Raw genomic sequence first — 22815 nt, 5'->3', positions numbered from 1 at the left:
TGCGTTTAGGCCTTCGGGGTGCGCCGCTCCACAGCCACGGTTTTCAGGATCGCATGGCAGGGGGTGCCCTCACGCAGTTCCAGTGCCTGTGCCGAGCGCGCGGTGATCTTGGCCAGAATCTCCTCCCCGCCACAGCGGATCTGCACCCAGACACGGGCGCGATCGGCGGAGGTCGGGGTGATCTTGCGCACCTCGCCCGCAAGAATGTTGAGCGCCGAGAGCCCTTCAGGGCGCTGGCGTGCGAGGATCACATCACTGGCCTGGATGCGCAGGCGTAGATCGGTGCCCGCAGGGTGCGGGTCGGTCAGATAGAGCGTGCCGCCTGCGCCTTCCGCCCGCGTCATGCCATCGGGGTCCTGACCCGTGACTCGGGCTTCGATGACGGCACCCGCTTCGTCCTGTCCGAAGAGATGGGCCAGATCGGGATCGGCCAACAGGCTCCGCAGGGGGCCGGAGGCGCGGGTTTTGCCCTGTTCGATCAGCACGAGCGTATCGGCCAGCCGCGCGATCTCGGCCACCGAATGGCTGACATAGACAATGGGCAGGCCGGTATCCCGCAAGCGCTCCAGAAATGGCAGGATCTCGGCGCGCCGTGGCGTATCGAGGGCGGCCAGCGGTTCGTCCATCAACAGGATCTGCGGCTTCGATAGCAGCGCCCGCCCGATGGAAACTCGCGCCTTCTCGCCGCCCGACAGGGCGGCCACACGGCGGTCAAGCAGGGGCGCAATCCCCAGCATCTCGATCACCTGATCGAAGGCGGGCCCCTGTGCCCCTTTCGGCGCGCGTTTGGCACCATAGTCCAGATTGCCGCGCACGCCCAGATGCGGGAAGAGCCGCGGGTCCTGAAAGACATAGCCGATGCGACGGCGATGGGCTGGCATATCGATACGGTTTGCGCGGTCGAAGAGCGGAGTGCCGCCCAGTGTGATCCGGCCCTGATCCGGGCGCAAAAGCCCCGAGATCGCGCTGATGACGGTGGATTTTCCCGCGCCCGAAGGGCCGAAGAGGGCGGTCACGCCGGTGGGGGCGGTGAACGCGACGGCCAGATCCAGTTGACCCGCACGGTGGCGCAGAGACACATCCAGCATCGGTGTGTTGTGCATATCAGCTCCCCCTGATCCGCTTGGCGATCATCCGCGACACGGATTCCGACAGAAGCATCGCGGTGACCGCAATCCCGATGGAGATGCCTGCGAGTTTGGCCACCGAGCCTTCGGCGCCGGGCACCTGCAGGAGCGCGTAGATGGCCGAGGGCAGGGTCTGCGTCCGGCCTGGAATATTGGAGACAAAGGTGATGGTGGCACCGAACTCGCCCATCGCCTTGGCGAAAGCGAGGATCAGCCCCGCGATGACCCCCGGTGCGATGAGCGGCAGCGTAATACTGAAGAACACGCCCAGAGGGCGCGCGCCAAGGGTGCGGGCGGCCTGTTCCAGCCCCGGATCGACGGCCTCGATGGCCAGCCAGATCGCGCGGACCATGAGCGGAAGGCCCATGACGGCCGCCGCCAGCGCCGCCCCCGTCCACTGGAAGGCGAAGACCAGCCCGATGGCACGGTCGAGAAAGGCGCCAATGGGGCCGTTACGGCCAAAGGCCAGCAGCAGGATATAACCCGTGACCACCGGCGGCAGGATCAGTGGCAGATGCACCAGCGCATTCAGTCCCCAGACCAGCGGCCCGCGCCCCCGTGCCAGAACGAGCGCCACGATAATGGCCAGTGGCAATGCGCAGAGCACCGCCACCGAGGACACTTTCAGCGAGAGCGCGATCGCCGCCCATTCTTCGGGAGAGAGCATCATGGTGTCAGTGTTTGACGCTAAAGCCCTGCGCCTCGAAGACGCCGACGGCGGTGGGGCTGCTCAGATAATCGAGGAATGCCTTGGCACCCTCGGTATCCGAGCCGGTGGTCAGCAGGGCCACCGGATAGGTGATGGCATCATGGCTGTCTTCGGGAAAGGTAGCGGCGATATGGACGCGCTTTTCGGCATGGGCATCGGTGGCATAGACCACGCCATAAGGGCTCTCGCCCGTGGCCACCAGCGCGAGCGCCGCGCGCACGTTATCGGCCTGCGCCACATGGGAGGAGAGCTGGTCCCAAAGCCCCAGATGGGTCAGCGCCTGTTTGCCATAGATGCCCGCAGGCACGCTATCGACCAGCGCCATCGCCAGAAACCCGTCCTTGCCCAAGGCTTCGGGCAGGTCTTGCGGGGCGGTCTTCACATTGTCATGGGCCACCAGGACCAAAGCGTTGCCCAGAAGGTCATGGCGGCTGCCATCCTTGATAGTGCCGGATGTCTCGACCTGATCCATCCAGTCGGTCGAGGCGGAGATAAACATATCGGCAGGCGCCCCTGCCTCGATCTGGCGGGCGAGTTTGGAGGATCCGGCATAGGAAATGGTCACCGGATCATGATCCTCGGCCCAATCCCGCGCGATCTCGTCGAGCGCGGTCTTCATCGAGGCAGCGGCAAAAATGACCGGTTCTGCCGAGGCGGCCATAGGGGTGAGGCAAGCCACGAGGGCCAGAAGGGGAAGGGCGCGCATGTTCGGGTCTCCGTTATGTTTCGACAAACATAACCCTTTCGGCAGACAGGTCCAGTATGCGGTTGTCAGTGACCCTTGGTCAGAGCCTCGATCCGGGCGATATCTTCGGCGCAGGTCTCGCGCAGACGGGTCTCGATCTGGCGATACAGGCGCAACACCTCCTCGCCGGTGGGGCTGAGTTGCGCTCCGCCACCCTTGGCTCCGCCCCGCGCAGAGAGCACCAGCGGCTCGCGGAAGCCCGCGTTAAGTTCCTCGACCAGCGCCCATGCGCGGCGATAGCTCATCCCCATGCGCCGCCCTGCTGCCGAGATCGAGCCTTCCTCGGTGATGGCCTGCAGGAGGTCGGCCTTGCCTGGCCCCATCATCACCGGATCCCAGTAAAGGCGCAAAGCCAGACGGTTGAGCGACATCGGGGTAGTCCTTTCGTTACGGCAGGCTTGCAGGAGACCCCGTCCGGAAAGACAGTTTCCGGCAAGGGCCGTCACAGCCCGTTAATTGCGGTTTTTCATGCAGCAATTCGCCAAAGACAATAGGCGCGGGACAGGTTAAGAGAAAGCATGGATAAAGAGATCGATGTTATCGCCCCGAACCTCAAGCGCCGTTTGTCCGGTGTGACGGCCACTATTGTGCGGCTTGTGCCCGCGCAGGCGCGCAAGATCGGGATCGTGACAACGGGGCCGGGCCTGCCCGATAGCCTCCCGCATGTGCCCCTGTGGCGTGTACCATTCCTGAGCCGCCGTCGCCGCGTCTGGCATGCGCGGCGTAATGTGGAGATGTTGCTGGGGCTGGCTCTGAAACATCTGTGGTTCATGGATCTTAAGCTGCTGTTCACCTCGGCCAGCCAGCGGAAACATTCGGGCTATACCAAGTGGCTGATCGGCCGGATGGATGCGGTCGTGGCTACCTCGGCGCGCACGGCGGAGTATCTGAGCGTGCCGAATCGGGTGATCCATCACGGGATCGATATCTCGGGCTTTGACCGGGCCGAAAATCGCACGGCCTTGCGGGCGTCGATGAATCTGCCCAGAGGTGTGGTGATCGGCTGTTACGGGCGGGTGCGCCATCAGAAGGGCACCGACGCCTTTGTCGATGCGATGATCGAGGTTCTTCCGTCGCGGCCCAAGGTGTCGGCGCTGGTGATGGGGCGTGCGACCGAGGGGCATTCGGAGTTCCTGACCAAACTGAAGCGCAAGGTCGGGCAGGCGGGGCTGGAGCACCGGATTCTGTTCATGCCCGAGGTCTCCGTTGATAGCATGGCCGACTGGTATCGGGTGCTGGATCTGTATGTCGCGCCGCAACGCTGGGAAGGTTTCGGCCTGACGCCGATCGAGGCCATGGCCTGCCATGTGCCGGTGGTGGCGACCCGCGTGGGCGCCTTCGAGGAGATCGTGACGCCCGAGAGCGGCAAACTCGTCGATCCGGGCGATGTGGCGGGCATGGCCGAGGCTGTGGCGGCCTATCTCGATGATCCTCAGGCGATGGCTGCGGCAGGCGAGGCGGCGCGGCGCAATGTGGAAGAGCGCTTCCAGATCGATGATGAGGCTGATGCGCTGATCGAGGTCTATCGGGGCCTGCTGGCATGACACGGGCGGGGTTCTATCTGGCGCGGTTGCTGCGGCAGGAGGGGCCGCTTGCCGCCATGTCCGTGCCGCAGAGCGGACTGCTGGGGGCGCTTGCGGGGAAATCCGTGGCGCTGGTCGGGAATGCGCGCTCGCTGGCCGAAAACAACCACGGCGCGGCTATCGATGCGCATGACGTGGTGGTGCGGATCAATCGCGCCCCGATGCCGCAGGCGGAAAGCCACGGCACACGGACCGACTGGCTGGCGCTGGCGGTGCGACTGGCCCCGCAGGACCGCGCGCGGATCGGGGCGGGGCGGTATCTGTGGATGAGCCACAAGCGCAAGAGGCTGGACTGGACGACCGCCACAAGCGACGGGTTCTATCTGCACCCGCAGGCCGATTATGCGGATCTGCAAAGCCGGCTTGGCGCACAACCGACGACGGGGGCGATGATGATCGATCTTCTCCTGCGTTCGGAATTGGCGGGGCTCACGCTCTACGGCTTTGATTTCTTTGCGTCTTTGTCGCTTTCGGGGCGCCGGACGGCCCGCGATGTGCCGCATGATTTTACCTCCGAGGCGGATTTTGTGGCAGGGCTGATGGCGCAAGATAACCGCCTTATTCGCCGCTAATTTCGCGAAAACCCTTTAAATTTACAGGCATTCGGGCTATGTCGCACCTCGTCCGAGATACAAGGAGGGCCTAAATTGGGCTATAAAGTCGTCGTTGCTGGCGCCACGGGTAATGTGGGCCGCGAAATGCTGAATATTCTCGCCGAGCGCGAGTTCCCTGCCGATGAGGTTGTTGCTCTGGCGTCGCGCCGGAGCCTTGGTACTGAAGTCAGCTATGGCGACAAGACACTCAAATGTAAGGACATCGAGGGTTTCGACTTCTCGGGTTATGACATTGCGCTCTTCGCCATCGGCTCGGATGCAACCAAGCAATATGCGCCGATCGCGGCGAAAGCCGGTTGTGTTGTCATCGATAACTCCTCGCTCTACCGCTATGATCCGGAGATCCCGCTGGTCGTGCCGGAAGTGAACCCCGAGGCGGTTGACGGCTACACCAAGAAGAACATCATCGCGAACCCGAATTGCTCGACTGCACAGATGGTCGTGGCGCTCAAACCGCTGCATGACCGCGCCAAGATCAAGCGCGTTGTCGTCTCGACCTACCAGTCGGTGTCCGGCTCGGGCAAGGAAGGCATCGACGAGCTGTGGGACCAGACCAAGGGCCTCTACGTCCCCGGTCAGGAAAAAGAGCCGAAGAAATTCACCAAGCAGATCGCCTTCAACGTGATTCCGCATATCGACGTCTTCATGGAAGACGGTTCGACCAAGGAAGAGTGGAAGATGGTCGCCGAGACCAAGAAGATCGTCGATCCGTCGATCAAGGTTACTGCAACCTGCGTGCGTGTGCCGGTCTTTGTGGGCCACTCGGAATCGCTGAATATCGAGTTCGAGGAATTCCTCGACGAGGATGAAGCCCGTGACATCCTGCGCGAGGCCCCCGGTATTCTGGTGGTCGATAAGCGCGAGGATGGCGGCTATGTCACGCCCGTGGAATGCGTGGGCGATTACGCGACCTTCATCTCGCGCATCCGTCAGGACAGCACGATCGAAAACGGTCTGAACCTGTGGTGCGTGTCCGATAACCTGCGTAAGGGTGCGGCGCTCAATGCCGTTCAGATCGCCGAAACGCTGGGTAAACGCTGCCTGAAAAAAGGCTGATCCAGCTTCGATTGAGGTGTCAGAGCGCCCGGGGGAAACCCCGGGCGTTCTGCATTCTGACGGAAACGTCATCGGTCAGGCAGGCCGCGGACTTGCCAGGCGGTGCCTTGCCCCCCACGTTTCACCGGATAGTGAGGGAGGGAAACACATGCGATTGATGATGGCCGGAATGGTCGTGGCTCTGCCGCAGGCGGTATGGGCGCAGGATGTGCTTTATGGCAAGGTGAGCGCTGTGACGCTTTATCCGCAAGGCGCGGAAGTGGTCCGGCAGGTGCGTATTCCGCAAGGCGCGGGGCAGGTGGTGATTGCCGGTCTGCCGCAGAGCATGACACTGGACCGTTTGAGTATTTCGGCGGATCAGGCGCGCCTGAGCGGGGTGCGTCTGGTGGCCGGCAACGGTGCCGATAGTCCGGCGCTTGGCGAGGCGCGGGTGCGGGTCACGCAGCTGACCGAGGCGTTGGCGCAGAAGGAAGACGGGGTCAAGCTGCTGCAGGCCGAGGCCGAGGCCGCGCTGGATCGGGTGGCCTATCTGCGGGGGCTGAACCCGCAGGGGGATGCCCAACAGGCGCTGGATCTGGGCGAGCAAATCGAGGCACGGGCGCTGGTGGCGCGCCGCAATGCGGTCGAGGCGCAGGCCCGCGCCCGTCAGGCCGAAGCGGCGCTCGATCCCGACCGTCGCGCGCTGGCAGAAGCCAGAGCCGATCTCTCTGATCTGGAGGCAAAATCACAGACCGAGAAGCATCTGGAGGCGACCGCAACCGGCGAAGGCGTGCTGACGCTCACGAGCTTTGTCGAGGATGCGGGCTGGGCGCCGGTTTATGATATGCGGCTTGATCGCGAGGCGAAGCAGATCGATCTGACGCGGCTCGTTTCGGTGCATCAATCCAGCGGCGAGGACTGGAGCGGTGTCGACCTGACGCTTTCGACAGCGCGTCCGAATGACCGGATGGATCCGACCGAACTCTGGCCGGATTTGCGACAGATCGGCACTGAAGGGCCTGTCCTGCGCTCGATGGGGGCGGCTGCGCCGATGGCGGAAAGTGCCGCGATGCTGAAGAGCGACCAGCTCGATCCGCAGATGGAAGGGGTGTCTCTGGTCTATCACCTGCCCGAGGCGGTGGATATCCGTGACGGCGCCGAGGCCCTGCGTCTGCGGATGCAGGATGAGCGCCTCGCCTCCGATATCTGGGCCGAGGCCGTACCCTCGCGTGACGAGACCGCCTATCTGGTCGCGGAGGCGACGAATAACGGCGAGGAGCCGATTCTGCCGGGTCGGGCCACGCTCTATGTCGATGGTGCGCTGGTGGGGCAGAGTGATCTGCCGATGACGATGCCGGGTGAGAAGATCACCACAGGCTTCGGCGCGCTCGATGGCGTCACGCTCTCGAATGACGTCACCCGCCAGACCGGTGATCGGGGTGTCATCTCGCGCCGGAACGCGCGCGAGGAGATCACGCGGATGACGGTCGAGAACCATACCGGTCAGGACTGGCCGCTGCGGGTCGTGGGGCAGGTCCCCTATTCCGAGCAGGACGATCTCAAGATCGACTGGACGGCGGAGCCTGCGCCTTCTGAAACCGATCTCGATGACCGGACGGGAGTGCTTGGCTGGCGGTTCGACTTGCCCGCGAAGGCAAGTCGGGAGATCACGGTCACGACGCGATTCGAGTGGCCAGAAGATCAGGTTCTTCGCTGACCGGTTTACGCCGCGAGCGGAACATGGCGCCGCTCAGAACCTCCCTGAGCTCATCGACAGATGATTTCGGGGGGGCTTCTGGCACGGAGACCAGTTTAGGCTTTTCAATCTCTGCGCGAGGCTTCTTGCGCAGGGAATGGAAGACCAGAGCGTGGCTTTCGTCCTCTTCCACGGTTTCGGTTGCAGGCGCAGATACGGACCCGGCCGCCTCCGTCTCGATCTCCGGCATGGGTGCTGCGGCCTTTTGCAGGGGCGTCTTCACCGTTGCGGCGACGGGCTCCGGCGCCTTTTCCGGCACCAGGCCGGGGAAGGGCGACTGGTAGCGGCGCGTCAGCTCGCCCTGATTCTGGCCGATGTCATGAAGCGTGCACAGGAAATCGTTGGACGGGAACTCATGCAGTGCCACGCGGCCTTCGCCATCATGACGTAACACATAGCCCAGACTGCGCAATTGCGCCTGAAGGTCGAGCCAACCGTCTGCAAGATCAAAACACTGGGTAAGCGACGCCTGCTTGCGCAGGCGTTCGGTCACTGATGCGGCCTCTTGCGAAAGAGAAGCCAGGAGCGCGCCACGGATGATATCCGCGGGGGCTTTAGCCTGAGCGCGCGCAGAGAGTTCGATCTGACGGATCATCTCGGCGGGCAGGCGAAGGGTGACGAGGTGTGATGCAATCTGGGTCATGTCGCCAGATTGCATCCCTATCCTTAATCGCGAGTTAAGCGCGCTTAGTCTTTTTTATTAAAATCGCTTCAAACGTTCTCGAAGCCATTCGTGTTGGGGTTGTATTGGCACAGATTGCCGCTGCCGATGTCATGCCACAGTCCGTGCAGCGTCATCTGACCCGATTCGACGGCCGAGGTGACGAAGGGGAACGTCATCAGGTTCTCGAGGCTGACCATGACGGCTTCCTTTTCGAGCGCCGTGATTCGTTCCTCTTCGGGCAGATCCTTGACCCGCTCGAAACCCGGACGCAGCAGGTTCAGCCACGCGCCGACGAAGGAGGTCTTCTCCTCGAGTTCGGGGGCATGCCCCGTGCACATGGAATTGCAGCCTGCGACACCGCCGCATTTGGAGTGACCCAGCACGATCAGATGCGAGACTTTGAGCGCCTGCACGGCATATTCTACCGCCGCCGAGGTGCCGTGATGCTCGCCATCGAGCTCGTAGGGCGGCACGAGATTGGCGATATTGCGGTGAATGAAGAATTCGCCTGAATCCGCGCCGAAGATCGAGGTGACGTGCACGCGCGAATCACAGCACGAGATCACCATCGCGCGCGGGCGCTGACCCTCGTCCGCGAGCTTCTTGTACCAGACCGAATTCTCGGAATAGGTGGTGGCTTTCCAGCCGTGAAAGCGTTGAACCAGAGTAGGCGGCAACAGTTTTACACGTTCCCTCATGATCATCCCCTATATGATTTGCACCTACTTAGACCTGAAAAAACCGGAGTTCGAGCAAAATTCCCGTAATTAGGCAGAGTTTTTCCTAATTATGAAAGCATTTCTTGAGACCTATGCGCCAAGGTGAACGCGACCGTGGGGGTCGTTGGGGGCAGGCTTTACCTGCCGTGAAGGGGTCATGGGAGCCATGCGTGTGTTTGCATGGCCGTTACGATGTGACCCGACGCAATGCGGAGGGTGCCAGTTTGGCAAATGTTATGAAGTTGCGCTGCAATGAGTCGGTGCGGATTGAACAGGCCCGGATCGTCGCGCTCTATGCCCAGTTGGGACAGCAGGCGGCAGAACGGTTGATGGCCAGCGCAATCGAGGATCTCGCGATGCACATGGTCGCGATTGATGCTGCTGTCCAGAAAAACGAGCTGGACGCCTTCGACGAGGCCGTGACCGCGCTGATTCCGCTGGCTCGTCAGGTGGGGATGACCAAGCTCGAACAGGTCACGCGCGATCTGCGCGACTGTATGCGCCGGAAGGATATGGTGGCCACGCGGGCTGTCCTGTCGCGGCTGATGCGGATCGGTGACCGCTCCCTGAGCGAGGTCTGGGATCTGGAAGATATGAGCATCTGAGATGCTTTCGCAAAGCCGCGTGATCGGGTGGTGGTGCATGCGGGCTACCCCTTGCGGGTGGCGTGCAGCAGACTAGGCTAGGGATCAACTTAAATGATCCGGAAAGTCAGATGTCCTTGCCTATCTTGCCCGACCGCCCTGCCATGCGTTTTGCCACAGCCGATGCGCCATTGCCGCTTTATGTGACCGAAGGGCCGCTGCCCGAGGCGCTGACGCCGGCACAGGCCGCTTGGGCCAGGGCGCAGGGTTTCAGCGGGGCGCTGGGGCAGGTCTGTGTGCTGCCCTCCGCAGAGGGCGGTATCGCTGCGGCGCTCTTTGGCTGGGGCAGTAATGCCACGCGGGCCCGTAGCCGGTTCCCTCTGGCGCGCGCCGCTCATGCGCTGCCCGAAGGGGTCTGGTCCATCACGGGGCTTGCGGAGGACCAGCTGGAAGAGGCAGCCCTCGGCTGGCTTCTGGCGGGCTATGCCTATGATCTCTATGCCAAAGCCCCGGTTCCCAAGGCGCGGCTCGTCTGTCCCGCAGGGGTGGATGCGGCGCGCCTCGAGGCGATTGCCGCAGGCGAGGCGCTGACCCGTGATCTGATCAACACGCCCGCCAATGATATGGGGCCAGCCGAGCTCGAGCGCGCGATCAAGGATCTCGCCGATTGCCACGGTGCCGAGATCAACTCCATCGTGGGCGAGAAGCTTCTCGAGAGGGGGTTCCCGCTCGTCTACACGGTAGGTCAGGCCAGTCCGCGCGCGCCGCGTCTTGTGGAAATGCGCTGGGGCAGCGAGGGGCCGGAGCTAACGCTTGTCGGCAAGGGGGTCTGCTTTGATACCGGTGGTCTGAACCTCAAGCCCGGTAGCTCGATGGGGTTGATGAAGAAGGATATGGGCGGCGCGGCCACCGTGCTGGGGCTTGCGCATATGATTATGGCGCTGAAACTGCCGCTGCGCTTGCGGGTGCTGGTGCCTGCGGTCGAGAATGCGGTGTCGGGGGATGCGTTCCGTCCGCAGGATATCTATACCTCCCGCAAAGGGCTGACGGTCGAGATCAATAATACCGATGCCGAGGGGCGTCTGGTTCTGGCCGATGCGCTGGCCTATGCCGATGAGGAAAGCCCCGATCTGATCCTGTGCATGGCCACGCTGACCGGTGCGGCCCGTGTGGCGCTGGGGCCGGATGTGCCGCCCTTCTATACCGATGACGAGGCGCTGGCCGCGGCACTGGCGGGAGCGGCCAAGCAGGTCGCCGATCCGCTTTGGCGGATGCCGTTCTGGGAACCCTACGAGGAGAAGATCGAACCGGGGATCGCCGATATCGACAATGCGCCCGCAGGCGGCATGGCAGGCTCTATCACGGCGGCGCTGTTCCTGCGCCGCTTCGTGACCGAAACCGAGCGGTTTGCCCATTTCGATATCTATGGCTGGCAGCCCTCCGCGATGCCGGGCCGTCCGAAGGGCGGGGTGGGTCAGGGCGCGCGCGCCATTCTGGCCAGCTTGCAGGATGTGCTGGGGCTCGGCGCATGACCCCTGCCGGATGTGACCCGCTGGCGGGGCGTGACCGGCGGCTGACGCCCTATTCGGGATCGGTCGCCCTGCGCAGCCTTACGGGGGAGGTCGAGGCGATCAGCTTTACCGACGGGCGGCCCGCGCGGGTGGTCGTGCCGGTGGTCGATCTGTGCGATGCGCCCGAGGGCGCGCGCGACCGGCAGCTTCTGTTCGGTGCTTCGGTGACCGCGGTCGACGAGCGTGCCGGTTGGGCCTTCGTGCAGGCCGAGGCCGATGGCTATTGCGGCTGGGTCGGGCTGCCTGCTCTGGGGGAGGCCAGGGCCGCCACCCATATCGTGCGGGCGCCCGCGACCCATATCTATTGCGAGGCCTCCATCAAGCGTGGCGAGGTCATGGCGCTGTCGATGGGGGCGACGCTGACGGTTCTGCGCGAGGAGGGACCGTTTGCGGTGACCGAGGAGGGGTTCGTGCCCCGACCGCATCTGCGCCCGCTGGACCAACCGGAAAGCGACCCTGCCACTGTGGCCGAGCGCCTGCTGGGGGCGCCCTATCTCTGGGGCGGCAACGGTTATGACGGGATCGATTGTTCGGGGTTGGTGCAGGCGGCGTTTGCGGGCTGCGGGATTGCCTGTCCGGGCGATAGCGACCTGCAATGGAAAAGCTTCGGTCAGGAGCTTCTGGACGAGACTCCGATCCAGCGTGGCGATCTGCTCTTCTGGAAGGGGCATGTGGCGATGGCGGTGAGCGAGACGCAGCTGGTCCATGCCAACGGCCATGCGATGGCGGTGAGCCACGAGCCGATCCAGGAGACGATGGCGCGGATCGAAGCTGCGGGCGAGGGGGCCTATCTCGGGCGCAAGCGGCGCCTGTAATTCAGTCGATCGGGCGGATCAGCTTGCGCTCAAGCACTTGCAGCACCTGCGCAAGGTCGTGACCGCGCTTGAGGATCCGCCCGTCCATCCCGATGACCGAATACATTCCCTGTTTGTTGCGCAGGGCGGGACGTTTCTCTATCCGGTAGATCGGAAATTCCGCCGCCCGCCGGAACACCGAGAAAATCGCGACATCCCTGAGGAAGCTCATCCCGTAATCGCGCCATTCGCCCGCGGCGACCATGCGCCCGTAGACGGACAGGATCACCGAAAGCTCGCGGCGGTCAAAGGCGATTTGGGGCGTGCCTCCCGGAAGAGGCGGCATATTCTGCACTGTCATGGACCCAGCCTGCCACTAGTTTGAATTTTACGCAATCGTCACGCCAAAAGGAACGCGAGCTGCGAACAGCATCGTGAACAGGCCCTAAACGGCCTTAATCAATTCACGGTTTAGCCGTGATCCAAACGTGAAATGACCTTAATCCTCCCCACATGCCGCCCTGATCTGCTGTCAGAAATAGCGATAGCGAAAGCAAACGCTCTGCTCCGGTGTCGCACGCAACAGCCCCCACCCAGTCGGCGATGCCGGAGCAGTTTTCCCCCTAGCGATGACACCGGATGCGATTGAAGCTCTCAGCTTTTGCGTGGGTGATGGACCGATTGTGATGTCGCCCTCGCGCAGGGGTGAGCTATCTTGATCTCACGGGATTTCAGAAAAGGAGCGGATATGCACCATTACATCAAAGCCCCTGTCGCCATTCTTACAGTGATCGGATCGGTTGCGATTGCCAATGCCGATGCGGCCGACCCCACCGTGAAAGCGTGGCAGGACGGTATGCACGAGCTGCGCCAGTCCAGCAACATCCTCGGGGACATGGCCAAGAAGAAATCCGATTTCAATGCCGATATCGCGGGCTCGGCCGCGCAGGCGATGCAGGAAGAGGCCAAGAAGCTGCCGGAGCTGTTCAAGACCAAGGCCGAGGATCCCGAATCGGATGCCAAATCCGGTATTTGGAACAATTGGGAGGAATTTACCTCGCACGCCAAGGATCTGGAAATGGCCGCCGCGGATATGGATACGTCCAGCCTCGCGGGCGTGCAGGCGGGCATGAAAGCCGTAGGCGGCGCCTGTGCGGCCTGCCACAAGGAATTCAAGGACTGAAACGCGAAACGGCCCCGGAGGTCCGGGGCCGCTTTTCTAGCCGCAAAGCAGTGCGGTGATGGTGCCCGCCGCATCCGTTTGGATCCTTAGCCGCTCGGGACGGAAATCCATCGTCTGCAGACTGCCGGGAGCCTCGACGCGGTGCGATTCAGGCCAGTCGGCCTGATCGAAGCGCGCAAGCGGCGCACCGATGCGGTCCTGCAACCGGTCCGCCCCGCATTGCGCGGGCGGCAGATCACCGGGCGCCTCTGGCTGTGGCGCGGGGCTCTGACAGGCCGTCAGCGCCAGAAGCCCTGCGATCCCCCAGAGGGTATTGCGGCGCATCAGCCGCAATCCACGTTATAGACATTGCCCATCTCGTCGAGGCGGAACACGATCCGGTGGGGCTGGTAGATCTGGTCCTCGACCCCGCGCCAGCGGACGACGCGATATTTCTTGTCGCCCAGCGGCAGGCCGGCGATGGCGCTTTCGGGCTGGCCCAGAATATAGGAATATTCCTTGGCTCCGCACAGGTCGGGCTCGCGCTCGTTCAGGCCGTCTGCGGTATCGGCCGCGCCAATCATCGCTTGTGCTGATTCGGGGAGAATGGGGGTCGGGGCCAGCTCTTGCTGCGAAGGCTGGCAGGCAGCCAGTAGGGCAATGGCTGCGAAGGCGTAAACTCGGGTCAACATGTCGCTCTCTTGCTTGTGTTTGATCGCATTGTGCCTCAGGTTCGGACAAAATTCCATATGACGGAGAAGTCCGATGAGAACCCGTGCTGCAGTTGCACTAGAAGCAGGTAAGCCCTTGGAAATCATGGAGGTCGAACTCGACGCTCCGAAGAAGGGCGAGGTGCTGATCGAAATCAAGGCCACGGGGCTTTGTCACACGGATGCCTTCACGCTGTCGGGCGCGGACCCCGAGGGGCTTTTCCCGTCGATTCTCGGCCATGAGGGTGCAGGGGTCGTGATCGAGGTGGGCGAGGGTGTCACCACGCTGAAACCCGGCGATCATGTGATCCCACTCTACACGCCCGAATGCCGTGAATGCCCCTCCTGCCGCTCGGGCAAGACCAACCTGTGCACCGCGATCCGCAACACCCAGGGTCAGGGCCTGATGCCCGATGGCACCACGCGCTTCCATATGCTCGATGGCACGCCGATCTATCACTATATGGGCTGCTCGACCTTCGCCAACCACACCGTGATGCCCGAGATCGCGCTGGCCAAGGTGCGTGAGGACGCGCCTTTCGAGAAGATCTGCTATATCGGCTGCGGCGTGACCACCGGCATCGGTGCCGTGATCAATACCGCAGGCGTCGAGATCGGCTCGACCGCGGCGGTATTTGGCTTGGGCGGGATCGGTCTGAACGTCATTCAGGGTCTGCGGATGGCCGGGGCCGATATGATCATCGGTGTCGATCTGAATGACGACAAAGCCGAGATGGCGAAGAAATTCGGCATGACCCATTTCGTGAACCCCTCGAAGATCGAAGGCAGCGTGGTGCAGGAGATCGTGAACCTCACCAAGAAGGGCGATGACCAGATCGGCGGCGTGGATTACTCCTTCGATGCGACGGGCAACGTGAAGGTCATGCGTGATGCTCTGGAATGCTCGCATCGCGGCTGGGGGGTGTCGGTGATCATCGGCGTGGCACCGGCAGGCGCCGAGATCTCGACCCGTCCGTTCCAGCTGGTCACGGGCCGCGTCTGGAAGGGCACCGCCTTCGGGGGCGCCAAGGGCCGGACCGATGTCCCGAAATTCGTCGACTGGTATATGGATGGCAAGATCGAGATCGATCCGATGATCACCCACGAGCTGGCGCTCGAGGAGATCAATCACGGCTTCGACCTGATGCATGAGGGCAAATCGATCCGCGCGGTCGTGAAATACTGACGCCGGTCTATCTGGCAGACGGGGAGGGGGCGCTCGCGCCCCCTCTTTGCGTTTCACGCAAATTCACCCCCTGAGGATATTTTGGGGACGCTGGAAGGATCAGCAGCCCAGATAGGCGCGCAAGGCGGCAGGAGGGTCGGCCAGCAGCGCGCCCGTGTCTTGCGGGGCTTCGGCGCTGCCATCGGCCACAAGGATGGTCTGCGGGCAGATCGCTTTGGCATCCTCGGGGTCATGGGTAACCATAAGAAGGGTGAAGCGGTGCTCTGCCGCAAGGGTGCGGGTCAGGGCCAGCATTTCGGATTTCAGAGCAGGACCCAAGGCCGAGAAGGCTTCATCCAGCAGCAGGAGCGGGCGTTTGCGCAAGAGTGCACGGGCCAGCGCTGCGCGGCTTTGCTGGCCGCCTGACAGCTCGGCGGGCCTGCGCGGACCGAGCCCCGCAAGCCCCGTGGCCTCGAGCACGGTCTCGATCCGCGCCCGGTCTGCGGCCGAGAGGTTCAGCCGCGGGGAGATGCCGAGACCGAGATTTTGCGCGATGGTGAGATGGGGAAAGAGGTTCTGGTCCTGAAAGAGGATCGAGAGCGGGCGTTTGCCCGTGGGCTGGGCGGCCAGATCCTGCCCCTGCCAGAGGATACGCCCGCTTTCGAGAGGGAATAGCCCCGCGATGGCGGCCAGCAGGGTGGATTTGCCCGCCCCCGACGGTCCGATCAGCGCCGTATGCTGGCCTGCCCCGATTGTGAGGTCGGCGCACAGGCTCCAGTCGTCCTGATGCAGGGTGATGTTATCGAGGGCCAGCATGATGTCCGATCCGGTCGAAAAGGGCGAAAAGCCCGAAGGTGAGGGTAAGAAGCAGGGTCGCGGCGGCGGCGGCCTGATCGAGGCGGTAGCTGCCCATCAGCTGGAAGATGGCCAAGGGCAGGGTGCGGGTCTGGCCATCGGAAAACAGCGTGATCACGCCGAGATCCCCCATCGAGAAAGCACAGGCAAGCCCCGCCGAAAAGCCCAGAGGGCGGGCGAGGCGCGGCAGGGTAAGGAACCGCAGCTTGGCTGCGCCGCCCATATCGAGCGATGTGGCGAGTCGGTCGTAATCGGCCTGAAGCGCGTGGATCTCGGGCAGGAGGAGGCGTGTGACGAAAGGCAGCGACAGGGTTGCGTTGACCACCAGCGTGACGGGGATCAGGAGGCTGGTGGGGGCGGCAAAGGGCTGGATCATCAGGAACAGCCCCGTGCCCAGCACCAGACCGGAGGCCGCAAGCGGCAACATGGCCGCGCCTTCCGTCCAGCGGTGGCGTGGTGCGTGAAGGGCGAGCGGCAGGGCCAATGCCAGCGTCAGTGCCGTGGATCCGAGCGCGATGGTGAGCGAGGTCAGCGCGGCCTGCCAGACCATCGGGGGCATCGTGGCCAGCGCGGGAAGCCCGCGCCAGAGGATCAGTGCGATGGGCAGGAGCAGGAACAGGGCCGAGGCCGCGATGACGGTTGCATCGGCCCATTGCGCTAAGCGGGTCGAGGGCGCGAAGAGGGCGGGCCGGTCGAGCCCTGCGCCGAAGGCCGCGGGGGCCGAGAGCTTTGCCCCTATGCCCACGGCCATCAGGCACAGGGCCACCTGCACCAGCGCGAGGCTGGCGGCGCGGCCTGTGTCATAGTCGAAACGGAAAGCCTGATAGATGGCCAGTTCGACCGTCGTGGCCGAGGGGCCACCGCCCAAAGTCAGTGCCACCGCGAAACTGCCCAGACAGACGAGGAAGATCGCCACGAACGCGCCGGGCAGGGTGGCGCGCAGCATCGGGCGTTCGAGATGGCGCCACATCGCGGCCCCGTCGAAATCGAGCGTGGCGGCAAGGCGCAGGCGCTCGGCGGGGATCGATTGCCAGCCCTGCAGCACCATGCGGGTCGCAAGCGGCAGGTTGAAGAACACATGGGCCAGAATGACCCCATGCGCGCCATAGATGGTGAGCGTGGGCAGGCCAATCCCTCCGAGCGCGTGATTGAGGAGCCCGCTGCGGCCGAAGACCGCCAGAAGCCCCAGAATGGCCGCGATCACCGGCAGGATGAAGGGCGCGCCGAGCGCGGTGATCAGCACAGTGCGCCCGACAAACCGCCGTCGCGCCAGCGCCCGCGCCAGCGGCACGGCCAGCGCACAGGAGATCAGCGCCGAGAGCGCCGCCTGCCAGAGGGTGAACCAGAGCGCCTGCAGGTCCGATCCGCGCAAAGCAGTGAGACCGCCCCCATGGAGGGCGGTCGCAAGGATCGGCCCGAGCACCAGAAGCACTGGCACCAGAGTCGCTCCGAAGGCGATCAGCGGAAGGCGGCGAGCCATTCGTCAAGCGCGGGCTGGCGCAGGGCCTCGGCCTCGTCTTCGCTATAGAAGATGGTCTTTGCAGGGCGCGGCAGGTCCGCGAATTCCTTGGGCAGGAAGCCGTCCTTGATGATGGCGGGATAGGACCAGTTCGCGGTGGCGATCATGCTTTGGAAATCATCCGAGAGCACATAATCCATGAATTTCTGTGCCAGTTCGGGATGTTTCGAGCTTTTCAGCTGGGCCACCAACTCGGCCATGAAATAATGGCCCTCGGGGAAGATGGCGGCGGCCTTGGTATCATCGTTCTCGGCGATGATGTGATAGGCGGGGGAGGTGGTGTAGCTCAGCACCATATCCACCTCGCCATCGGTAAAGAGACCATAGCTCTCCGACCAGCCGGGCGTCACGGTCAGCACCTTGGGCTTCAGCTTGGCCCAAGCCTCGGGTGCCTTATCGCCATAGACGGCCTTCACCCATAGCAGCAGAGCGAGCCCCGACACGGAGGAACGCGGGTCCTGAATGGCGATCTTCAGATCATCGGGGGCGTTGAGCAGATCATCGAATGATTTTGGCGGGGTCTTCAGCTTGGTCTTGTCGTAGATGAAGGCGGTTTCCGACCAGTTGAAGGGGACGAAGGTATCATCGGTCCATTTGATCGGCAGGGTCAGGCGCGAGTTATCCTCGTTCGAGGGCGCAAAGAGGCCGGTCTTGCGGGCGCGGGCGGTCTGGTCGGTATTGAGCCCGATCACGACATCCGCCTTGGTGTTCTTGCCCTCCAGCATGATGCGCGAGAGCACATCGCCCGCCACGAATTGCAGATCGCAGCCGCATTGCGCCTCGAAGCCTTTTTCGATCTGCGGGCCGGGGCCCCATTCCGAGGTGAAATAATCGGGCTCATAGACGGTCAGGACGGGTGTGTCCTCGGCCTGTGCAGTGGTTGCCATGCCTGCCAGAAAGGCCAAGCCAATAAGGGATCTTCTCATCTGTGCTCCTCCAGATCCGCAGGAAAGGAGGGCGCAATGGGTGCGTCCCGTGACCTTCCCTCCGCCGGTGCTAACCGGTTCAGGTTCGACGGGTTCGCCAATGGCATCTCAGCCGGATCACCGGCACCCCGAGGTTATGGGCCAGATATATTGCACGGGGCGCGTTCTCAGACAAGGTGTCGCGGGCGCGCGCCCCGTGCAGCGGTGTCAGTGCGGGCGGGCGTATTCGGCCAGCTCTGCCTCGGCGGCGGGGTCGATGCCCAGATCGTCATCGGCGGTGCCGGCAAGCGGGTTCTCGTAGGTCGCCATATCCAGCTGCCCCTCGGTCTTGGCCACGATTGTGGTGACCACAGCATCACCTGTGATGTTCACCGCAGTGCGGATCATATCCATCAGACGGTCAACGCCCAAGATCAGCGCGATGCCCTCGATCGGCAGGCCGACCTGACCCAGAACCATGGTCAGCATCACCAGACCCACACCCGGCACACCGGCGGTGCCGATGGAGGCCAGAACGGCCATGGCGATCACCGTCAGATAGCCGCCGAGCCCCAGATCGATGCCATAGACATTGGCAAGGAACACCGTGGCCACCCCCTGCATGATCGCGGTGCCGTCCATGTTGATGGTGGCGCCGAAGGGAATGCAGAAGGAGGCGACCGAGTTCTTGGCGCCCATGCGTTCCGTCACGCAGCGTAGCGTCACGGGGATGGTGGCATTGGAGGAGGCGGTCGAGAAGGCGAAGATCTGCGCGGGGCGGATCTTCTTCATGAAGGTGATGGGATTAAGCCCCGAGAAGACCTTGAGGATGATCATCAGCGTGACAAACAGATGCAGGAACAGCGCCCCCGTCAGGGTCAACACATAGGTCAGCACCGGCAGGAACAGGTCGATCCCCTGTTCGGCGAAGGTTTTGGTGATCAGGCAGAAGACGCCGATGGGGGCGAAGGCCATGACGATGGAGACGATCTTCATCATCACCTCGTTCATATATTCACAGCCCGCGACAAAGGCTTTGGATTTCTCGCCCAGCATCAGGACGGCCACGCCAAGGATGATCGTATAGAAGATGATCTGCAGCATCTCGCCGCTGGCGAATGCCTGCACCGGATTGGTGGGCACGATACCTGCAAAGACATCCCAGACCGAGGGGGCTTCCTTGGCGGTGACGCCCGAAGTATCCACGCCATCCATCGTGAACCCGTTGCCCGGTCCGACGATTTTGGCGATGAGGATCGCGATGGCAATCGCGATGGCGGTGGTCATGATATAGAGTGCGAAGCTCTTGCCGCCCACACGGCCCAGCACGCGGATATCACCGATGCCCGTGACCCCGCAGATGAGCGAGAAGAACACCAGAGGCACGACGAGCATCTTCAACGCATTGACGAACATCTTGCCGATCATCGCCAGAAGGCCGCCGGTAATATAGGTCGAGATAAAATCCGAGCCGATCTGGTTGAAAATCACACCCAATACGATGCCCGCTCCCATAGCGGTCATAATCTGTGTCGTCAGCGACATGCGTTTGCTGGCCATGCGCCTGATCTCCCTGTTGTGATGGGTCCAGTGTGGCGCGCGGCTCCCGTTCCGCGAGCGCCGAGTGACCCGTGAGCCTGCCTATCATGCGGGGTAACGCACAGATTGCCTAGAGGGGAAGCAGTTGCTACATCGGTGCCAGCCTTTTATGCAGGCTGGAATCGGGCTTTGATGCCCCCAAACCGGATCTGGCGCGTAATCAGGGAGCTGCCCCATGTCGTATAATACTTTCGGACATCTGTTCCGCGTCACCACTTGGGGCGAGAGCCATGGTCCCGCGCTCGGGGCCACCGTCGATGGTTGCCCGCCGGGCATCGAGATTTCGGAAGAGTTCATTCAGGTCTTTCTCGACCGTCGCCGTCCGGGGCAGTCGAAAGAGACCACCCAGCGCAAGGAAGCCGATGCCGTGCGCATCCTTTCGGGCGTTTTCGAGGGGAAAACCACCGGCACACCGATCCAGCTGATGATCGAGAATACCGACCAGCGCTCCAAGGATTATGGCGAGATCGCGCGCCAGTTCCGTCCCGGTCACGCCGATCTGGCCTATTTCCAGAAATACGGCATCCGTGATTACCGCGGCGGCGGACGTTCTTCGGCGCGCGAGACGGCGGCACGGGTCGCGGCAGGCGGTGTGGCGCAGGCCGTGCTGCGCCAGCTGGTGCCCGAGCTGAAGATCACCGGATACATGGTGCAGATGGGGGTGAAGCACATCAACCGCGCCCGTTTCGACGAGAGCCAGATCCTGAAGAATCCCTTCTTCATCCCCGATGCGGATGTGGTCGATGAATGGGCGGATTACCTGCAGGCGATCCGCAAGCAGCATTCCTCGGTCGGTGCCAAGATCGAGGTGACGGCCACGGGCGTGCCTGCAGGGCTCGGCGCGCCGATCTATGCCAAGATGGATACCGATCTGGCAGCGGCGATGATGTCGATCAACGCCGTGAAGGGCGTCGAGATCGGCGAGGGCATGGACGCGGCCAATCTGACCGGTATCGAGAATGCCGACGAGATCGTGATGGGCGAGAACGGGCCGGAATATCTGACCAACCATGCGGGCGGCATCCTTGGCGGGATCACCACCGGACAGCCGGTTATCGTGCGCTTCTCGGTCAAGCCGACCTCGTCGATCCTGACACCGCGCCAGTCTATCAACCTTGATGGCGAGGCCGTGGAAGTGGTGACCAAAGGCCGCCATGACCCCTGCGTGGGCATCCGCGCGGTGCCGGTGGCCGAGGCGATGGCCGCGTGCGTCATTCTCGACCATCTGCTGATGGATCGCGGTCAGACCGGTGGCCTGCGCGGTCGGATCGGCCGCTAGCATTTGCCCGGGACGCGGGCGCCTCGGTTCGCGCGAACCGAGGCTTTAGGTGCTGCAGAGCATGCTGTTTCGGGTGGCCGACTGACCGGATGTGCCACAGAAGAAGGCGGTTGTCCGCAGGCAGGGCGAATCTGCATGCGATTCGTGTCTGTCTTGCGGATGTGCATGGAAAGTAACCTTGCACATGGATCCCCTTTCCCCTCTAAACCGTTCTGTCTATATTGACGGAAAAAGGGTGTCCCATGTCGAATTCCTGTAAAGCGCCAGCTAAGGACGCATGTATCCGCCGCGGACGCAAGTTCGATCAGGTGCTGGAAGGCGCGCGCAAGGTGTTCCTGCGCGACGGGTTCGAGGGGGCTTCGGTCGATGACATCGCGCGCGAGGCGGGCGTCTCCAAGGCGACGCTTTATAGTTACGTGTCGGACAAACGGCTGCTCTTTCTTGTGTTTGCCCAGCAGGAATGCGCGATGCAGGCACAAGCCTCCATGTCTCCTGTAGAGGCGATGGATGCGCCGATCCGCGATGTCCTGACCAGCGCAGCGGAGGAGTTGACCGCCTATATGTTTTCCGATTTCGGCCGCGATATCTTCCGCGTCTGCGTTGCCGAGGCGGACCGTTTCCCCGAGGTCGGGCGGCGGTTTTATGAAACCGGTCATGTCGTCGTGTGCGAAAAGCTGGCGGGGCTGATGCGCCGCGGGGTCGAGCGGGGCGAGCTGGCGATAGAGGATTTCGACTTTGCAGCAGAGCAGTTTCTGGAACTGTGCAAAGCCAATCTCCATGCCAAGATCGTATTCGGCTGCCCCGAGGCGATCTCGGAAGCAGGCCGGCAGCGCACGATCAAAGAGGCGGTCGAGATGTTTCTCGCCCGCTACGGCACCGCTTGCCGGTGCCGCGAGACGTAATCAGGCGCGATCGCGCACCTGCAGGCTGTTGCCCTCGCCCTTTTTCACCTCGAAGCGCCCCGTCTGGCGCAGGAGATCCGACAGCTTTGCCGCGCCATAGGTGCGGGTATCGAAATCGGGATTGGCCTGCATGATGAACTGGCCGATCTGGCCTAGCGAATACCACTCCTCTTCCAGCCCGATCCGTTTCATGGCGGCAGCCACCAGCGGAATGGCCTCCTTGGCACCCGGTTTCTCGGGACGGGCAGGGCGCGGCGCGGCCTCGGCCTGCGGGTCTGCGGGTTGTTCCGGCTCGGGCGTGGTCTCGCCCAGATTCTCCACATAGATGAAGCGTTTGCAGGCATTGCGGAAGGCTTCGGGCGTCTTTTTCTCGCCGATGCCGAACACATCGAGCCCCTGTTCGCGGATTCGCTGTGCAAGGCGGGTGAAATCGCTATCGGACGAGACCAGCACAAAGCCATCGAACCGTCCCGAATGCAGGAAATCCATCGCCGCGATCACCAGCGCGATATCGGAGGCGTTCTTGCCCTTGGTATTGGCGAATTGCTGGTCGGCCACGAGGCCCAGCGTATTGGCCTTCTTGGCCCAGCCGCCCAGACGCTGGGCGGACCAGTCGCCATAGATACGGCGGACGCTGGCCTCACCCAGCCCCGAGATCTCCTCGAAGATCGCCTCGGCATGGGTGGCGGGCATGTTATCGGCGTCGATCAGGACACACAGGCGGGCGGTTCGTTGGTTCTCGGGCATGGCATCCTCTTTTGACCTACCCTATCGCATCCGTGCCAAAAGGAAAATGCGCGCCCCGAGGGACGCGCATC

At 63.0% G+C, this 22815-nt stretch carries 25 protein-coding genes and 1 riboswitch; of the genes, 11 read left to right on the top strand and 14 right to left on the bottom strand.

The window, feature by feature from the left end:
- Positions 1-5: 5 nt before the first annotated feature.
- The 4 genes from modC to VSX56_RS08530 all read right to left on the bottom strand — a co-directional run bounded on the left by modC (position 6) and on the right by VSX56_RS08530 (position 2952).
- Complete coding sequence (gene modC / locus VSX56_RS08545; RefSeq protein ID WP_350936384.1) at positions 6-1103, bottom strand: molybdenum ABC transporter ATP-binding protein; 1098 nt, start codon at positions 1101-1103, stop codon at positions 6-8.
- A gap of 1 nt (position 1104) precedes the next feature.
- Positions 1105-1797: a molybdate ABC transporter permease subunit gene (gene modB / locus VSX56_RS08540; protein WP_350936382.1), complete on the bottom strand. Its 693-nt coding sequence runs from the start codon at positions 1795-1797 to the stop codon at positions 1105-1107.
- 4 nt (positions 1798-1801) lie between these two features.
- Positions 1802-2542, bottom strand: a complete 741-nt coding sequence (modA, locus tag VSX56_RS08535) for a molybdate ABC transporter substrate-binding protein (RefSeq protein ID WP_350936380.1) — start codon at positions 2540-2542, stop codon at positions 1802-1804.
- 65 nt (positions 2543-2607) lie between these two features.
- Entirely contained in the window at positions 2608-2952 is a 345-nt protein-coding gene (locus VSX56_RS08530; protein ID WP_350936378.1) for a winged helix-turn-helix domain-containing protein, read from the bottom strand.
- Positions 2953-3099: 147 nt separating this feature from the next.
- Between VSX56_RS08530 and VSX56_RS08525 the strand changes: the two genes are divergently transcribed.
- The 4 genes from VSX56_RS08525 to VSX56_RS08510 all read left to right on the top strand — a co-directional run bounded on the left by VSX56_RS08525 (position 3100) and on the right by VSX56_RS08510 (position 7530).
- Entirely contained in the window at positions 3100-4125 is a 1026-nt protein-coding gene (locus VSX56_RS08525; RefSeq protein ID WP_350936375.1) for a glycosyltransferase family 4 protein, read from the top strand.
- Complete coding sequence (locus VSX56_RS08520; RefSeq protein WP_350936373.1) at positions 4122-4736, top strand: glycosyltransferase family 29 protein; 615 nt, start codon at positions 4122-4124, stop codon at positions 4734-4736. Before VSX56_RS08525 ends, VSX56_RS08520 begins: the two co-directional genes overlap by 4 nt.
- Before the next feature lie 75 nt (positions 4737-4811).
- Entirely contained in the window at positions 4812-5834 is a 1023-nt protein-coding gene (locus tag VSX56_RS08515) for an aspartate-semialdehyde dehydrogenase (RefSeq protein ID WP_350936371.1), read from the top strand.
- 148 nt (positions 5835-5982) lie between these two features.
- Positions 5983-7530: a DUF4139 domain-containing protein gene (locus tag VSX56_RS08510; RefSeq protein ID WP_350936369.1), complete on the top strand. Its 1548-nt coding sequence runs from the start codon at positions 5983-5985 to the stop codon at positions 7528-7530.
- Here VSX56_RS08510 and VSX56_RS08505 read toward each other — a convergent pair.
- Together VSX56_RS08505 and VSX56_RS08500 are read right to left on the bottom strand one after the other, a co-directional pair.
- Positions 7487-8212 carry a hypothetical protein gene (locus VSX56_RS08505; protein WP_350936367.1) on the bottom strand — a complete coding sequence of 242 codons (726 nt, stop codon included), beginning with the start codon at positions 8210-8212 and terminating at the stop codon, positions 7487-7489. The genes VSX56_RS08510 and VSX56_RS08505 overlap by 44 nt on opposite strands.
- A gap of 68 nt (positions 8213-8280) precedes the next feature.
- Complete coding sequence (locus VSX56_RS08500) at positions 8281-8931, bottom strand: carbonic anhydrase (RefSeq protein ID WP_350936364.1); 651 nt, start codon at positions 8929-8931, stop codon at positions 8281-8283.
- Positions 8932-9176: 245 nt separating this feature from the next.
- Between VSX56_RS08500 and VSX56_RS08495 the strand changes: the two genes are divergently transcribed.
- From VSX56_RS08495 to VSX56_RS08485, 3 genes are all read left to right on the top strand, one after another.
- Positions 9177-9557 (top strand): hypothetical protein, encoded by a 381-nt coding sequence (locus tag VSX56_RS08495; protein WP_339114198.1) that lies wholly within the window; start codon positions 9177-9179, stop codon positions 9555-9557.
- 110 nt (positions 9558-9667) lie between these two features.
- Positions 9668-11068 (top strand): leucyl aminopeptidase family protein, encoded by a 1401-nt coding sequence (locus VSX56_RS08490; protein ID WP_350936361.1) that lies wholly within the window; start codon positions 9668-9670, stop codon positions 11066-11068.
- Complete coding sequence (locus tag VSX56_RS08485; RefSeq protein ID WP_350936359.1) at positions 11065-11922, top strand: C40 family peptidase; 858 nt, start codon at positions 11065-11067, stop codon at positions 11920-11922. The genes VSX56_RS08490 and VSX56_RS08485 overlap by 4 nt, the downstream gene beginning before the upstream one ends.
- A gap of 1 nt (position 11923) precedes the next feature.
- Here VSX56_RS08485 and VSX56_RS08480 read toward each other — a convergent pair whose 3' ends face one another.
- Positions 11924-12262 (bottom strand): DUF2794 domain-containing protein, encoded by a 339-nt coding sequence (locus VSX56_RS08480; protein ID WP_339114201.1) that lies wholly within the window; start codon positions 12260-12262, stop codon positions 11924-11926.
- Between the two features lie 387 nt (positions 12263-12649).
- Between VSX56_RS08480 and VSX56_RS08475 the strand changes: the two genes are divergently transcribed.
- A complete protein-coding gene (locus VSX56_RS08475) occupies positions 12650-13084 on the top strand; it encodes a c-type cytochrome (RefSeq protein WP_350936357.1) in 435 nt (144 codons plus the stop codon).
- 36 nt (positions 13085-13120) lie between these two features.
- Here the strand turns inward: VSX56_RS08475 and VSX56_RS08470 are convergent, their stop codons facing one another.
- Both VSX56_RS08470 and VSX56_RS08465 read right to left on the bottom strand, forming a co-directional pair.
- On the bottom strand, positions 13121-13408 hold the full coding sequence (locus VSX56_RS08470) for an I78 family peptidase inhibitor (RefSeq protein ID WP_350936355.1): 288 nt from the start codon (positions 13406-13408) through the stop codon (positions 13121-13123).
- Entirely contained in the window at positions 13408-13755 is a 348-nt protein-coding gene (locus VSX56_RS08465) for a hypothetical protein (RefSeq protein ID WP_339114204.1), read from the bottom strand. Before VSX56_RS08465 ends, VSX56_RS08470 begins: the two co-directional genes overlap by 1 nt.
- A gap of 73 nt (positions 13756-13828) precedes the next feature.
- On the opposite strand from VSX56_RS08465, the gene VSX56_RS08460 reads away from it, so the two are divergent.
- Complete coding sequence (locus VSX56_RS08460; RefSeq protein ID WP_339114205.1) at positions 13829-14959, top strand: S-(hydroxymethyl)glutathione dehydrogenase/class III alcohol dehydrogenase; 1131 nt, start codon at positions 13829-13831, stop codon at positions 14957-14959.
- A 99-nt stretch (positions 14960-15058) separates the two neighbouring features.
- Here VSX56_RS08460 and VSX56_RS08455 read toward each other — a convergent pair whose 3' ends face one another.
- The 4 genes from VSX56_RS08455 to VSX56_RS08440 all read right to left on the bottom strand — a co-directional run bounded on the left by VSX56_RS08455 (position 15059) and on the right by VSX56_RS08440 (position 19777).
- Positions 15059-15754, bottom strand: coding sequence for a thiamine ABC transporter ATP-binding protein (locus tag VSX56_RS08455; protein ID WP_350936351.1), 696 nt, complete (start codon positions 15752-15754; stop codon positions 15059-15061).
- On the bottom strand, positions 15738-17273 hold the full coding sequence (locus tag VSX56_RS08450; protein ID WP_350936349.1) for a thiamine/thiamine pyrophosphate ABC transporter permease ThiP: 1536 nt from the start codon (positions 17271-17273) through the stop codon (positions 15738-15740). The genes VSX56_RS08455 and VSX56_RS08450 overlap by 17 nt, the downstream gene beginning before the upstream one ends.
- Entirely contained in the window at positions 17252-18238 is a 987-nt protein-coding gene (gene thiB, locus VSX56_RS08445; RefSeq protein WP_350936347.1) for a thiamine ABC transporter substrate binding subunit, read from the bottom strand. Before thiB ends, VSX56_RS08450 begins: the two co-directional genes overlap by 22 nt.
- A 39-nt stretch (positions 18239-18277) precedes the next feature.
- Positions 18278-18379: riboswitch (TPP riboswitch) on the bottom strand.
- Positions 18380-18445: 66 nt separating this feature from the next.
- Positions 18446-19777 (bottom strand): dicarboxylate/amino acid:cation symporter, encoded by a 1332-nt coding sequence (locus VSX56_RS08440; RefSeq protein WP_350936344.1) that lies wholly within the window; start codon positions 19775-19777, stop codon positions 18446-18448.
- 214 nt (positions 19778-19991) lie between these two features.
- On the opposite strand from VSX56_RS08440, the gene aroC reads away from it, so the two are divergent.
- Positions 19992-21095 (top strand): chorismate synthase, encoded by a 1104-nt coding sequence (gene aroC, locus VSX56_RS08435; protein ID WP_339114210.1) that lies wholly within the window; start codon positions 19992-19994, stop codon positions 21093-21095.
- A 242-nt stretch (positions 21096-21337) separates the two neighbouring features.
- Positions 21338-21997: a TetR/AcrR family transcriptional regulator gene (locus tag VSX56_RS08430; RefSeq protein WP_339114211.1), complete on the top strand. Its 660-nt coding sequence runs from the start codon at positions 21338-21340 to the stop codon at positions 21995-21997.
- Here VSX56_RS08430 and VSX56_RS08425 read toward each other — a convergent pair whose 3' ends face one another.
- Positions 21998-22744, bottom strand: coding sequence for an NYN domain-containing protein (locus tag VSX56_RS08425; protein ID WP_339114212.1), 747 nt, complete (start codon positions 22742-22744; stop codon positions 21998-22000).
- Positions 22745-22815 lie beyond the last annotated feature (71 nt).

Origin of the sequence: Thioclava kandeliae (genome assembly GCF_040297545.1) — a bacterium.
Lineage (GTDB): Bacteria > Pseudomonadota > Alphaproteobacteria > Rhodobacterales > Rhodobacteraceae > Thioclava > Thioclava kandeliae.
Note: the sequence above shows the minus strand (reverse complement) of the source record. Positions and strands in the feature narration are given on the sequence as shown.